The sequence below is a fragment of the Myxacorys sp. genome, from assembly GCF_059501405.1.
The window spans coordinates 36,158-48,735 of sequence record NZ_JCACCM010000054.1 but is presented as its reverse complement, the minus strand read 5'-3'; the positions used below and the strand labels follow the sequence as shown (position 1 = coordinate 48,735).

General features: G+C 45.0%; 12 protein-coding genes. 11 read left to right on the top strand and 1 reads right to left on the bottom strand.

Going from position 1 to position 12,578, the window contains the following annotated elements; genetic code table 11:
- A partial coding sequence (locus AC5I6P_RS05560; RefSeq protein ID WP_495692764.1) for an extracellular solute-binding protein occupies positions 1-1,085 on the bottom strand: 1,085 nt, incomplete at its 3' end.
- A 635-nt stretch (positions 1,086-1,720) separates the two neighbouring features.
- Between AC5I6P_RS05560 and AC5I6P_RS05555 the strand changes: the two genes are divergently transcribed.
- The 11 genes from AC5I6P_RS05555 to AC5I6P_RS05505 all read left to right on the top strand — a co-directional run bounded on the left by AC5I6P_RS05555 (position 1,721) and on the right by AC5I6P_RS05505 (position 12,563).
- Positions 1,721-2,866 (top strand): trypsin-like peptidase domain-containing protein, encoded by a 1,146-nt coding sequence (locus AC5I6P_RS05555; protein WP_495692763.1) that lies wholly within the window; start codon positions 1,721-1,723, stop codon positions 2,864-2,866.
- Positions 2,867-2,921: 55 nt separating this feature from the next.
- On the top strand, positions 2,922-3,530 hold the full coding sequence (locus AC5I6P_RS05550; protein ID WP_495692762.1) for a hypothetical protein: 609 nt from the start codon (positions 2,922-2,924) through the stop codon (positions 3,528-3,530).
- 19 nt (positions 3,531-3,549) lie between these two features.
- The gene (locus tag AC5I6P_RS05545) at positions 3,550-4,968 is read left to right on the top strand and encodes a serine/threonine protein kinase (RefSeq protein ID WP_495692761.1); all 1,419 of its coding nucleotides are present in this window, start codon (positions 3,550-3,552) and stop codon (positions 4,966-4,968) included.
- Between the two features lie 173 nt (positions 4,969-5,141).
- The gene (locus AC5I6P_RS05540) at positions 5,142-5,333 is read left to right on the top strand and encodes a hypothetical protein (RefSeq protein WP_495692760.1); all 192 of its coding nucleotides are present in this window, start codon (positions 5,142-5,144) and stop codon (positions 5,331-5,333) included.
- A gap of 348 nt (positions 5,334-5,681) precedes the next feature.
- On the top strand, positions 5,682-6,569 hold the full coding sequence (locus tag AC5I6P_RS05535; protein WP_495692759.1) for a hypothetical protein: 888 nt from the start codon (positions 5,682-5,684) through the stop codon (positions 6,567-6,569).
- A 26-nt stretch (positions 6,570-6,595) separates the two neighbouring features.
- Entirely contained in the window at positions 6,596-7,579 is a 984-nt protein-coding gene (locus AC5I6P_RS05530; protein WP_495692758.1) for a hypothetical protein, read from the top strand.
- A 63-nt stretch (positions 7,580-7,642) separates the two neighbouring features.
- Positions 7,643-8,431, top strand: a complete 789-nt coding sequence (locus AC5I6P_RS05525) for a hypothetical protein (RefSeq protein ID WP_495692757.1) — start codon at positions 7,643-7,645, stop codon at positions 8,429-8,431.
- 94 nt (positions 8,432-8,525) lie between these two features.
- Positions 8,526-9,050: an SMI1/KNR4 family protein gene (locus tag AC5I6P_RS05520; RefSeq protein ID WP_495692756.1), complete on the top strand. Its 525-nt coding sequence runs from the start codon at positions 8,526-8,528 to the stop codon at positions 9,048-9,050.
- A gap of 397 nt (positions 9,051-9,447) precedes the next feature.
- Entirely contained in the window at positions 9,448-10,368 is a 921-nt protein-coding gene (locus tag AC5I6P_RS05515; RefSeq protein WP_495692755.1) for a hypothetical protein, read from the top strand.
- A 43-nt stretch (positions 10,369-10,411) separates the two neighbouring features.
- Positions 10,412-11,302 (top strand): hypothetical protein, encoded by an 891-nt coding sequence (locus AC5I6P_RS05510; RefSeq protein ID WP_495692754.1) that lies wholly within the window; start codon positions 10,412-10,414, stop codon positions 11,300-11,302.
- Positions 11,303-11,354: 52 nt separating this feature from the next.
- A complete protein-coding gene (locus tag AC5I6P_RS05505) occupies positions 11,355-12,563 on the top strand; it encodes a polysaccharide biosynthesis/export family protein (RefSeq protein WP_495692753.1) in 1,209 nt (402 codons plus the stop codon).
- Positions 12,564-12,578 lie beyond the last annotated feature (15 nt).

Here is a 12,578-nt window from a genome sequence, read left to right as displayed (position 1 = left end):
TTAAATAGTTTTCGTCGTGTGGGTAATCCATCGCCAGCTGCTAGGAAGAGTTTGCGCTGTGCTGCCTCACTTGTGAAGAATTTAACTGCCTCCCAAGCCTCTTTTGGATGCTGAGTTTTTTTAGCGATTCCTAGGCCCCAGCCGCCCTGACAGCCTCCGCTCGTGTAACCCGGTGCATGAACCATTGGCTTCACACCAATTCTGTTGCGGATATCAGAGTTCTTTACATTGGCGTCCGTTACATTGGCTCGTGCCAGAACATAAGACCAGTTTCGTAAAAAGGCGGCATTACCAGTTAGGAACAGATTGAGCGTTTCATCTTCCCGATAAGTGGTCAGTGTTTTAGGAGAAATGGGATTCTGACTGAACATTGTGTTATGCAAAAACTGAACGGCTGTGATCGCTTCAGGTCGATCGAGTCCCACGTCCAAAGTTTTAAGGTCAATCCAAAATCCGCCATATCCGTGGAGAACCTCAACAAACACAGTGACGAGCCCTTCAGCTTGTCGTCCTTGCCAAAGATATCTCCAAGGCATTTCCTGCTCTTTAAGTTTCCGAGAAATTTCTTCTAAGTCATCAAACGTTTCTGGTGGCTCAAACCCTGCCTGCTTTAGTAGATCGGTGCGGTAGTAGAGCCAGCCAAAATCGGAGCGGACGGGCATTCGATACAGCTTTTCCTGATAAATTCCACCATTGACATCATCGCTGAGAAATTCCTTCAATTCTGGATCTGTGATTTTCATGTCTAGCTCTCGTATCCATCCTTCCTCTGCAAATTCAGGAACCCAAATAATATCCATGAAAACTAAGTCGTAGCGAGGAACTTTCTCGGATGTGAACGAATCAATGTATTGCTGTTTGACGGCTCTAGGGTCTTGCGGCTTGATTGCATTCTGGTCACGAAGATTCACTAAATCGATGTTAATGTTAAGATGAATTGTTTCAAATTCGTCAATCAGAGACTGCCACTGTGCTGCTTCACCGTTTGGTACTACAAAACTGAGCGTGACTTTATCCTCATAGGATTTTTTGGAGTTTGGCAACGTCGATCGCATTAAATTTAATGGAAGCATGCTGCTTGTCATAACAAACATTAGACAAACAGCCAACAATCCCAAGCCGATTAGAGCGAATCTAGGTTTTCGCCAGATTCTGTGTAACCTGTCATACCACTGATTAACTCTCATAGGAATATGAATCCAAGTATGAATGTGAATTAGCCTAGCATTCGGCTGAAAAACTTCATCCTAGAATTCTTTAACTGCTCTCATCTGCCCCTGTTTGCTCTTTTTCCATTGTGGGGTTTGATGCAAGAATGAGTCTCATACAGTAGATACATATTTTGTTGACTTGCCCAAAGAGTTAGAAGAAACTGCTTGCATTGATGGAACCAGTACACTTCGGACTTTCGTTGAAATGATCAGGCCAGTGTCAAAACCTACGTTTGCTGCTGTTGCGATTCTTATTTTTTGACGCAATAGGGAGCATTCCTATGGTTACTCATAATCACGATCGGTGAAAAAGTTTGCCCTTTACCACTCGCGATTCCAACTTTCTAACCGTTGCCGCCAATTCAATGAGCGACATTCTCAGCTTTTGAGTCATGATGGTTGCTCCCATTTTTTCAGTGTTTTTATTACTTCAAAAATAGTTTGTCAAAGGCGTTGCCTCAACCAGGACGAAAGGTTAGAAAACACAATCACTATTACAATGAACTGCCATGAAACTTCTTTCAAAGACTGTTACTATTTTCAATTCTATTGCGATCTCGCTAGGTGTCACTCATACCGCTTTTGCACTTGATCCAGCAACAATCTATCAGCGATCCAGCCCTGCCGTTGCTGTGATAGAAGTGCCAAACGGCAGGTCACTCGGTCGCGGAAGCGGGTTTATTCTGAACCCCAAAGGTCTCATTCTGACTAATCAGCATGTTGTCAGAAATAACCGACAAGTTCGGATTAAGTTAGCAGACGGTTCAGTTTATCAGGGCACTGTCGTGTCTCGCAATCCTAACGTTGATTTAGCAATGATCCAGATCCAGCCAAAAAAACCGCTTCCAAGCTTGAGAATTCAACCTGTGCCACCTCAAATTGGGCAGAAGGTTTATGCGATCGGAAATCCAAGTCCTAAAGCAACTGGAATGCTAGAGAGAAGCCTGAGTGATGGAATCGTGAGCCGAATCGATGGAAGGGGTCTGATTCAATTTACAGCATCAGTTACCTTTGGAAGTTCTGGCGGACCATTGCTCAATGAGGACGGCTATGTTGTCGGGATTGTTACATCAGGCACTCCTGGGACAAATTTCAATTTTGCAGTTCCAGTAGGTGCCCTGAATGCCCTTCCTGGGCAGCGAAGCACAGCCGGAGTACAAGCCCAACAAATTGGCTACTATCTAACAGTAGGGCTTCTTCAACTCAGACAAAATAATTTTCAGAAAGCATCACAGGTATTTAGTGCAGGAATTCAACGATATCCAAGCGATCCCACGTTGTACTCAAATCGAGGAATAACAAGACGCCTTCTGCGAGACTATCAAGGTGCACTAGAGGACTTCACTCGCTCCATTCAGCTTAGACCCGCCTCAATGGCTTATTTTAACCGAGCCGTACTCTATGCATCGAATCTGAAACAGCCTCAACAGGCAATCAGAGATTACAGTGAAGCGATTAGAATTAATCGGAACTGGGGCAGCCCTATTACCTTCGGACATGCATTTTACAGCCGAGGTCTGATTCAGGTTCAGCAAGGAAATAGAGGAGCCGCGATCGCAGATTTCAAACAGGCAGCAAAGTTTTATTCACAATTTGGCAATCAAGATCGATATCGGGCTGCACTAGATCAAATTACGTTACTCACTGCTAAGTAACTGCCTGTAGATTTCCTTTCATGAGTTTAATGTCTTCCAGGCCATAGGTACTCGCATGAAGAAGCCATTATTGAGTTTGGGATTGGGTCTAGTTTCATCCTTCGTGACATCTACTGCATTTGCTGTGCAGTCGGCACCGATTACAGAAAACTCCAAGGTTAAATGGTCGCAGGTCATTGAAGATCCATTTGATGGCGCTGTTGTGTATGACAAACACTTTGCAAATAACTTCACCTTTGTCAGTAGTTGGTCAAAGCAAGGCATCCGCGCAACTTACACCCAGAAGAAATCAATTCTGACAGGATATCGAACCGCTTGGGTCACTCAATGGGTTCCTGAGTATAACTGCAAGCGTAAAACAGAGCGCAAAAAAGACGATGATTGCAAGCATAAGCAAAGACTAGAAAGCTATCCAACCCAGGAGCCAGTCTTTCAGACGTTTTACACCGATCATGTTCCTCGAACAATCTTATTTGCGATCGCGGGCAAGATTTACACCTACGAAAGCGGATCTGTCGCTCCTGAACTAGCATCAGCCTTGCCTGCTGCTCCGAATGAGAACATGCGAATTCGCTTAGAGTGGCAGGATGGCAGAACAACAGACATGGAAATTGGCAAAGGTACTGTGAGAGCTTGGAGAACGATTTTTAGCTCACAGAAGTAGTCTCAGAATCGAGACGCACTTGACCGAATTGATCTTACCGCTCATTAACTCAACAAAAGCCGTGTTTAAGTCGGGATTGATTTTACAAGACCGTTATCAACTCCAGCACCCTTTAGGACGATCCGCAGCAGGTCGGCAAACTTGGCTCGCCACAGACTTATCGATCGAGCCTCCTGAATCCATCATTGTGAAACTCTTGATGTTTAGCGAAATGCAATGGCAGGATTTGAGACTATTTGAGCGAGAGGCACAAGTCCTACAAAATCTTGACTATTCTAAAATTCCTCGATATCGCGATTATTTCTTAGTGAATCAAACGACTCGCTCAACTCTATGCTGGTGGGGACTCGTTCAAGACTATGTTCAAGGAACATCACTCCAGGAGTTACTCGAACAAGGAAAACGATTTAGTCAACAAGACGTTCATCGGATTGCTGAAGAGGTTTTGCAAATTTTGATGTACTTGCATAAGTTATGTCCTCCTGTGTTACATCGGGATATTAAACCCAGCAATCTGATTCTGGATCAAGCTCAACAAATTTGGCTGGTTGATTTTGGAGCCGTGCAGGATCAAGCAGCCCTAACAGGGATCTCGTTTACCGTTGTGGGTACGGTGGGCTATGCGCCCTTGGAGCAGTTTTGGGGGCGTGCCGTTGCAGCGTCTGATCTCTACGCATTGGGAGCAACGCTTATTCATCTTTTGACTGGAACTGCCCCAGTTGATTTACCTCAACATAATCTCAAAATTCAATTCAGCGATCGAGCTACGATCAATCCTGGCTTTGTCAGTTGGATTGAAAAGCTGGTCGAACCTGCTTTAGAGTGCCGATTCACGAGTGCTGATGAAGCGTATGAAGCGTTGAATCAACCACAGAACTCTTTGCTTGGCAGAATTCAAACACTTCATCCCAACTCAACTAAAAAGGTTCAACGAGTTAATCCTCGAATTGTCGTAACGGAAAATACAAAAGACACCCTGAAAATAGAGTTTCGTGGATATCGCCATCCATCAAGTTTGTTCTGTTTTAGCGTTTACTTTGTCGTGACTTTGTTGGGTACGTTTTTGTTTAATAGTTTGGGGGGATGGGGTTTCATCTTAAGCCAAATCGTCTTCTGTATATTCGCAGTTTTTGACCTACGAAGCCCGAAATTCAATCAACTCTCGTGTCTAGGTTCTATTTGGTTGGATGCGTCAAACGATTGCTTTGCCGTGCGGAATAAATCAAAGTCGGAAGTAGGCAGAATTTCAGACATTCAATATCTCTCAATTATTCCAACAGAAGTGACTCACTACACAAGTAGCACTGCGATTTCATATACACAATTTTGGGTCAATATCCGCACGAAAAGAACCTATATGTTGAAATGGCAAGCAACCGAAGGAGAATTTATATGGCTAGTCAACGAGATCCAAAATTGGCTCAATGCGACTAAATAAGCTTGGAATGAAATAAGCTGTTAAACATTTAGATTGTATAAGGAGGGCTAAAGCCTTATGGATAAAGCAATCTAAGTTCAGTAGTCCGGATAAAATTAGGCAGCAATAACAAAGACGTAAGTTAACCCGTGCATAATTCTTAGCGGTTGAACGTGAGAAATTAACAGAGGCAAATGAGATCGCTTCTGCCCCGGCTGTCGTTTATGACTCATCAAGGAGAAAGCTATGAATGTGGTATATATCCCCGATCGCACACTACCTCAGTCAGCTTGGCTCAGTCTGGAGATTTAATTGATCCTCTAACGCTCGAAGATGGCTATTCAGAAGGAGAAAACAGCGAATGGCCAGCCTGCTTGACGAAATAACTTCCATCAATTGACGTCCAACTATGTTGGTTACGCAGCTTAAATAAAGAGATACTAGACAATCACATTTGCTCAATCTGGAACTTCCTCTACCAATACAATGAGCAACCAGCAAGACAATGAGCAACGCAGACACATCCTCGTAACACAAAGTCTATGCGTTTCTTCTGTTCTTTCCTAGAAGCATTACCAAGAAACGGTTTGAAGTTGCTGCATAACTGAATCGCGATCGACGTGTAATAAGTTGAGGCTGATAAAAAAACAGCTTCTCCAGGCAATCGTCCAGTTTTCATAGGTTACGAACGACCATTCCTCGTCTTTTCGTTCTGTTAGGAGTAGGGTACATATATGCCAGACATTAATGTCTTGATTGACGAAAATTTAGAGCGGATGCAAGTGCTTTCTCAAGAAGCAGACACCGCTTTAAACGAAGTGAATCAACTAGAACAGCTTGCAACTAGCTTAGTTGCAAACCTCGCCGAGAAAGAACAAGCGGTATTCGCAGGGTTTGAGACAGTGGGTAGCCAGCTAGCGGAATTGAATCAAAAGTTGGAGACGGAACTCCAAACTACGAAAGAAGATATCAGTGAGCTACGACAAAAGGCGGAAGGAATTGAGGATCAACTCGAACAATTCGCTAATCAGATTCAAACTCAGCTGGGTGGTTTAAAGAGCCGTGCAGAAGAAATGCTGACGGAGGTTGAGTCGAAAGCGGGGGAGATTCAACAAGATGTGGATACTCTAACTCAACAAGCACAAGGATTTGAGGCGGATGTGGATGGTTTAGAAGATGAGGCGGTTCAAGGTGTTGAGGACTTGGGGAATACCGTTGAAACCGCTAAAAGCGAATTTGAAGGTCGCAGAACTCACTTAATGGAAGAATTTAACTCGCTCTCGCAAGAAGTAGGTGAAAAGCTGCAAACCTTACAGCAGGATTTTGACCATCTGGTGCAGGAGAGCAGTACTCAGTTAAGTCAGGTAGATGCAGCGCTGACAACGGCAGCCAATGAGACAATGACTGCAATTCAAGAGAAGTTTAACGAGATTGGCGGCGAAATTACGACTTCTGCTCAGAAGTTAGCAACGGCTCTTGCTAATACAGGTGAGGCGGGAACTGATGACTGTGAGCGCATGAATGACAAGTTTGGTGAAGTAATCGATCGCGCTGGCGATGCAATTTCTGTGATTCAGGAAATCATGCCAGTGCTGGAAGACGTTGAAGAAGAACTCGGTTAACTATTCAGCTTGAAAGGAGATGAGGGATGTCAGAAGTTGTAGAGCTTAATCAGAATGTTGATGAAACTGCTGAGAGCTTGGAGCGATTGTCGGGTGTGCTTGAGCAAGTCGCCACACAGTTAAAAGATGTGTGTTCGGAGGTGGAATCGGAAAGCGATGCCCTGAGTCAGGGGAATGAAATCGAGGCTCATCTGGACGCGCTAGAGCAGAGTTTGCAGCAGGCAGAAGACACACTAGAAGGGGCAGAGTCGGAAGTCGTTCAGGAGTTGGATGAGTGGCAGCAAGCGGTAACAGAAGCTACGAATGGGTTAGAGGCGGCGGGAGGGGCGATCGCCGAACTCCAAGACGGGTTTCAAGAAGTGGCAAATGCTATTCCGGAATTTGAAGCAGAAGCCGCCGAAGTGGAGCAAGCACTGGCTCAGACAGCAGATGCAATTAGTCAACTAGAGGATTCGCTGACCCAATCGATCGAGGAGACACGGCAGGCGTTTCAAACCCTGGATCAAGGGCTTGCGGAATTTCAGCAGCAAGTTGAGCCATTGTCAGAACTAGACAGCGATCTAGACGAATTAATGACTGACATTACTGAGACTCATCGGGAGGAAATTGAAACAGGTTTCAGTGAACTCAGTGAAGATCTGCGTCAAGAGCAAGCTAGCGAAATTCAAACTACGGCTGATAGTTGCGAAACCAGTCTGAGAGAACAGTTTGAAACGTTCAGCAAAGAAGCTGAAGACCTAGCTGATCAGTACGAACAGGATGTTTCAGAGGTCATTTCTGATTTGGCGGATGAGTGCGAGAACGAGTTTAAAACCAGGATTGAAGAAGCTGTAAATGATGTTGTAGACAGTACAACTGATGAACTAATCAGCGAAGTGAACGAAGCTAATACTTCATTTGAGGATGGCTTGTCTGTCACGAATGAGATCAAACCGATCGTTCAAGACATCGTTACGGCTGGAAACGTTTTGGTGGCTGCTGATGAAATGGTTAAAGAGATGGTTGGTTAAGCGATCGTTGGGGATTGATTAGCGATCGTGCCAGTTCAATGTTGTCTATTTCAGTAAAACATCATGAGTGCAGCAGATTTGATGGCTCGTATTGATGCAGCGAGGGGCGAGCAACAGAGAGCGAGTGACCTGTTGGCAGAAGCCCGTGGGATGTTTGAACCCAAACCAGAACCTCCACCTCCAGAACCTCCACAAGAAGGATTGTTTGACATTGCTCATACAGTTTTAGATGTTGCAGGTTTCATCCCAGGAGTGGGCGTTGCAGCAGATTTGCTCAACGCAGGTTTGTACGCAGCAGAAGGAAATTATGCAATGGCTGGTTTATCAGCCGTCGCTGCTGTTCCTGTAGTGGGTGATGCTGCTGCCGCTGCTAAGTTGGGAGCCAAAGGTATAGATGCTGCGGCAGGTGCAGCTAGAGCTACGGATACGGCAGCAGAAGTTGCTAGGGTAACACCTTCTTCAGGAGGGCCTGTAGTTTTCACTGCTCCTCCAGGATCAACTCCAGAACAGATTGAGCAGGTTAGACAATATGTTGATGGTTGTAATGACGCTTTAGCGGCTGGGGCTTTGTCTCCCACAGGTAGGGTTTCAACAAAAGGTGATTTAGCAAGAGAAGCTACAAATGCAGCAAGACGAGAACGAAATAGAGCCACCGCCGCAGGACAATCATATCAAGGTTCTGTTGGACATGTTCCAGATACCACATGGGTCGGTAGACCAGAGCCTCACTCGTGGATGGACATTGACCCTAAAGTCAACAGCAGCCTAGCTGGGCAGAGTGCTAATAAGTCTAAGTACCCAGAAGGATATCAACCAACAGGATTTGAGTACGGAGGCGTTGCCGATGGCTAATAATGTAATAAAAGAATTTTCAGATTGAATCAAGGCTCTTAACTCTTTCAAGATGCGGTAACACTTAACTCAAAGAGAATTTCTAGGAGGAAACATGATTGAGGACTGGAAGAAAGAAATCGTTGTCATGGTTTACGTCAAGCAGGTACTCCATGACGAAGACAAGTCTTATTTTTGGCCTTGGCACCTACCAGAAGTAGCTGCTACTGGCGCGCAATTAGAGGAAGTTGAAAAACACCTTGGACATGCTTTGGATCTCAGATATAGACTATTCCTACAACATGCCAACGGGTGGCAGGGTTTTTACCAAGACGTTGACTTATTCGGAACGAGTGACTTGCTTGGGGGAGGGAAGATGGCACGCGCGCTTATGTTTTTAGACACGATCGATGATGTTTTGAGAGAAAGTAATTTATCTAAAGATGAATTACTACCCATAGCAGTTTCAAATACTGACATTGACTTTTTTGTGATTACACGTCCCAATTCAGTCTCTCCAGGAATGGTTATATGGTTTGCGGGAGGTGAAATTGAGAGATTTTCTAGTTTTGATGAATACTTCCTCTGTATGGTTGACCACAATCGGCACATGCTAACTCTAGCTAAGCAAGAGGAGTAAGGCACCTTTCGCGCAGCTTATCATCAAATTTACTTTCGTAAGCGGTGTTTTTTAGTAGCAAACTGTCAAGTAAAGTGGGCACTGCCCACTTTACAACTAATCAGAGCACGAAACTTTCTCTCTAGAAGTCAAAGTTTCAAGTCCAGAACAGCAAGTCTCCCCCTCGGAGGTCGAAACTCCAAGTTCAGAACACCAAGTTTCGAGCTTAAAGCTCCAACGATCGCGATCAAAACAGCAACCTTCGAGTGCAGAACTCTAACGATCGCGATCAAAATGAGAAATTTCCTCCTCAAAGCATCAACCGTCGAGTTCAGAACAGCATTGTCCAGACTTCAAGCTTAATTTTGCAGAGTTTCGAGTCCAGCATTTCTAACCATTTATCAAGAGGTAGCCAAATATGAGTGATGCAGCATCTTCATTAGAACAAATGGCAACAGACGTACCAGAGAAAATGAACCTCTTGGTTCAGGAACTATCGGCAGTTCAGGAAGAAGTAGATGGATTAGAAACCCATCTGGACGATATGAACGACAAAGTAGCAGATCTGCTGAGTCAGGTTGAAACGGCATTAGATGGTTTGCAAACAGAATTGTCGAATCAACGATCGCAACTCACTGAAGAAGTGTCATCGTTAGACGGTGAATTTGAATCTTTGAAGAGTGAAGGTTCCGCAGCACAGGGTGAGCTAGCGACAGAGCTTCAAGAAGCGCAAGGAAAGCTGACAGAACTCAAAGGCAACCTAGAAGAGGGACAAAATTCGATTGGAACATCGGGGCAGAATGCTCTAACGATGCTGAGTCAGGCACATGGCAAAGTGCAATCAAGCCAAGAACAGTTGGATGGTGTCGTGGATACGATCGCTCAAGAAATCCAAGAAGTTCAACAGGGCATCGAAACCGCAAAGACTACGCTTACCAGTCAAGTTAGTCAACTTACCGATGAACTGGATCAGGCACAGAAAGAAGTAGACAGTAAAGTTCAGGAAGTCGTGGATGCTTTTACCGACATCGAAGAACTAGACACTCAACTCACCGATATTCAGGATAAAGCAGTGAGGACACAACTGGACGGATTGTTAGACACTGCTAAACAAGACGTTGAAACTCTGCAATCAACGATCGAAAGCGCGATCGACCCTGTTGTAGAAGTCATTCGCGGGTTAAGTGACGATCTGTCAGATGTTGAGGGAGAGATTTCTTCAAAGCGTGAGGAGTTAGATTCTCAGTTTGACGAACTCAAAGAACTCATGGAACCGCTGAAGAAGGGTGTCGATGATGCCCGTGAACTGGCAGACAAATTTGCGCTTCCGTGGTCATAGCGTTTGAGGCGAGAACCCTATTAGTGATTAGGAGACACGATCGATGGCAGATTTTCAAAGTGCGGCAGCAGAAACAACCGGAAAGCTGTCTGCTTTACTCGGTGAAGTAGATCAAACTCACACTCAGTTACAAACCACAAAAACAGAACTAACAAACTTCAAACAGCAGATTGAAGAAGCCTGGACCAAATTTAGCGATCAGGCACAGTCACTTCTAGAACAAGTTACCACCAGCAAAAGTGAACTAACTGCTGAAGCGGATTCTGTCGAGCAAACGATCGCGCAACTCAAGCAAAAAATTGATACCGTGCAGCAAGAATTAGTGCAGGAGTTGGAGGATACGAAAGGAGCGATCGCTGCCGTTGATGACAAATTAAATGAACTTTCTCCTGAGTTAGAAGGAGATTTGCAAGAAGCTGAGAACGCACTCAACCACCTGGACGAAAAAGACATAGGGACTGAGCTAGAACAGGCAGTGACACAAACCCTGCAGGAGCTTCAAACGGTTAATGGCGACCTACAAGGATTTCAAACTGAACTCAATCAACAGATCGAATCTTTTGAGGGGTTCATTTCAGATCAAGCTGTTCCAGCAGTTACCAATAGCACTACTGGTTTAACCGAGCATTTAGATGGCATCGTGGATCACTTCAACGAGCAAATCCAGGCAGTGGGAGATGGCGTTGAACAGTCTATGCAGGGGTTGATGGAGCAGGTAGGACAGGGACAGGAAGCCTTGTTTGCTCAGCTCGAAGACAACGCCCAACAGCTAGAAGAACTGATGGGTAAGCTGAATAGTGCCGTTGAAACGGCTAGCTCCAGCGTTGTAGATGCTGGTCGCATATTAGTAGACGGTACAGACTTAACCAATGACGGTTGTAAAACAGCCATTCAGTTGCTGTCAGATGCCAAAGAATCGCTGGAAAAACTATAGAGTTTGTTGATCGCAAAAATGACTTCATCTCGATCGTCAAAGGGTTGCCATCATGAACAACACAATTTCTCACCACCTTCACTCACCGATTGAAAACGCTCAAACGCTACTTCGGATTTTGCCCTTCTCCTGTCTTCTGTGGGGACTGAGTGCAGCCAGTTTCACTCCAGTTGCAGCTAGTCAAGAACAGTCAGAAACCAACCCTGTTGAAATCAATGCTCCTGACTACCTTCGGACTCCAGCTCTGCTCAGGAAGCTCAGGCAAGAGTTCGACGATCGTACCGACTTCAACCCTTCGGAAAAAGCGGAGTTTAGCACCTACCGTTTGGGTCCTGGAGACGCTATTTCTGCCAATATTTCACCACGCGGGAAAGACTACAACTTCAATGCAACCTTAGATTGGGCTGGAAATGTTCCAGTGCCATTAATCGGGATTCTGTCTCTAAAAGATCTGACGCTTGAGCAAGCGCAGGAAAAGATTCGGACGGGTTTAACTGAATATTTAGTGAATCCTCAAGTTGGATTAGTTTTAGCCAGTACTAGACCCGTCAAAGTTATGGTCACGGGTGAAGTTGTAAAGCCTGGGTTTTATCCTTTACAAGATCCTCGACTTCCGGCTGCCCTGATTGAAGCAGGCGGTACGACTCGGCTTGCCGACCTTAGCACAGTGCAGGTGCGACGACGAGCGGGAAACGAGTCATTACAAACTCAACAAATTGACCTCTACACCCCACTGCTCAAAGGCAGCGAACCATCCGATCTGCGGTTAGTTGATGGCGATATCGTTGCAATCTCCACCTTAGCTCCTGAGAAAGCAAACGAGTACGATCGCAATTTGGCTGCGGGTGTTAATGTTGCACAAAAAGAAATCACCGTCCGGGTATTGGATCACTCCAGCGGCGTGAATCGTTTGCGTTTGCCCAATGGGAGCGAGTTTGTGGATGCACTGACCTCGATTAAGCCAAACCTCAAAGATACTAACTTAAAAAGAGTGAGTTTGATTCGGTTTGATCAAGCGCAAGGAAGAGCGATCGAAATCAAAATCAACGCCAGAGATGCTTTGAAGGGCAACTCTTCCCAAAATCCGACACTGGAAAATAACGATGTGATTGTCATCAATCGCAACTTAATTTCCAAAATCAATCACTTCTTGAATCAAGTGACACAACCCTTCAAAGATACTTTGGGATTTCTGTTGTTCTTTGACACCGCAGGTAATGGGGTCAACAAAGTATTTGGCTCTGAAAAAGAAGACCGTTAAAATCAGGGATAAATC

What these genes read in the sequence shown, in the direction of transcription:
- AC5I6P_RS05535 (WP_495692759.1), top strand. Translation starts at nt 5,682, where the DNA reads ATGCCAGACATTAATGTCTTGATTGACGAAAATTTAGAGCGGATGCAA.
- AC5I6P_RS05550 (WP_495692762.1), top strand. Translation starts at nt 2,922, where the DNA reads ATGAAGAAGCCATTATTGAGTTTGGGATTGGGTCTAGTTTCATCCTTC.
- AC5I6P_RS05540 (WP_495692760.1), top strand. Translation starts at nt 5,142, where the DNA reads ATGAGATCGCTTCTGCCCCGGCTGTCGTTTATGACTCATCAAGGAGAA.
- AC5I6P_RS05520 (WP_495692756.1), top strand. Translation starts at nt 8,526, where the DNA reads ATGATTGAGGACTGGAAGAAAGAAATCGTTGTCATGGTTTACGTCAAG.
- AC5I6P_RS05515 (WP_495692755.1), top strand. Translation starts at nt 9,448, where the DNA reads ATGAGTGATGCAGCATCTTCATTAGAACAAATGGCAACAGACGTACCA.
- AC5I6P_RS05510 (WP_495692754.1), top strand. Translation starts at nt 10,412, where the DNA reads ATGGCAGATTTTCAAAGTGCGGCAGCAGAAACAACCGGAAAGCTGTCT.
- AC5I6P_RS05555 (WP_495692763.1), top strand. Translation starts at nt 1,721, where the DNA reads ATGAAACTTCTTTCAAAGACTGTTACTATTTTCAATTCTATTGCGATC.
- AC5I6P_RS05505 (WP_495692753.1), top strand. Translation starts at nt 11,355, where the DNA reads ATGAACAACACAATTTCTCACCACCTTCACTCACCGATTGAAAACGCT.
- AC5I6P_RS05530 (WP_495692758.1), top strand. Translation starts at nt 6,596, where the DNA reads ATGTCAGAAGTTGTAGAGCTTAATCAGAATGTTGATGAAACTGCTGAG.
- AC5I6P_RS05525 (WP_495692757.1), top strand. Translation starts at nt 7,643, where the DNA reads ATGAGTGCAGCAGATTTGATGGCTCGTATTGATGCAGCGAGGGGCGAG.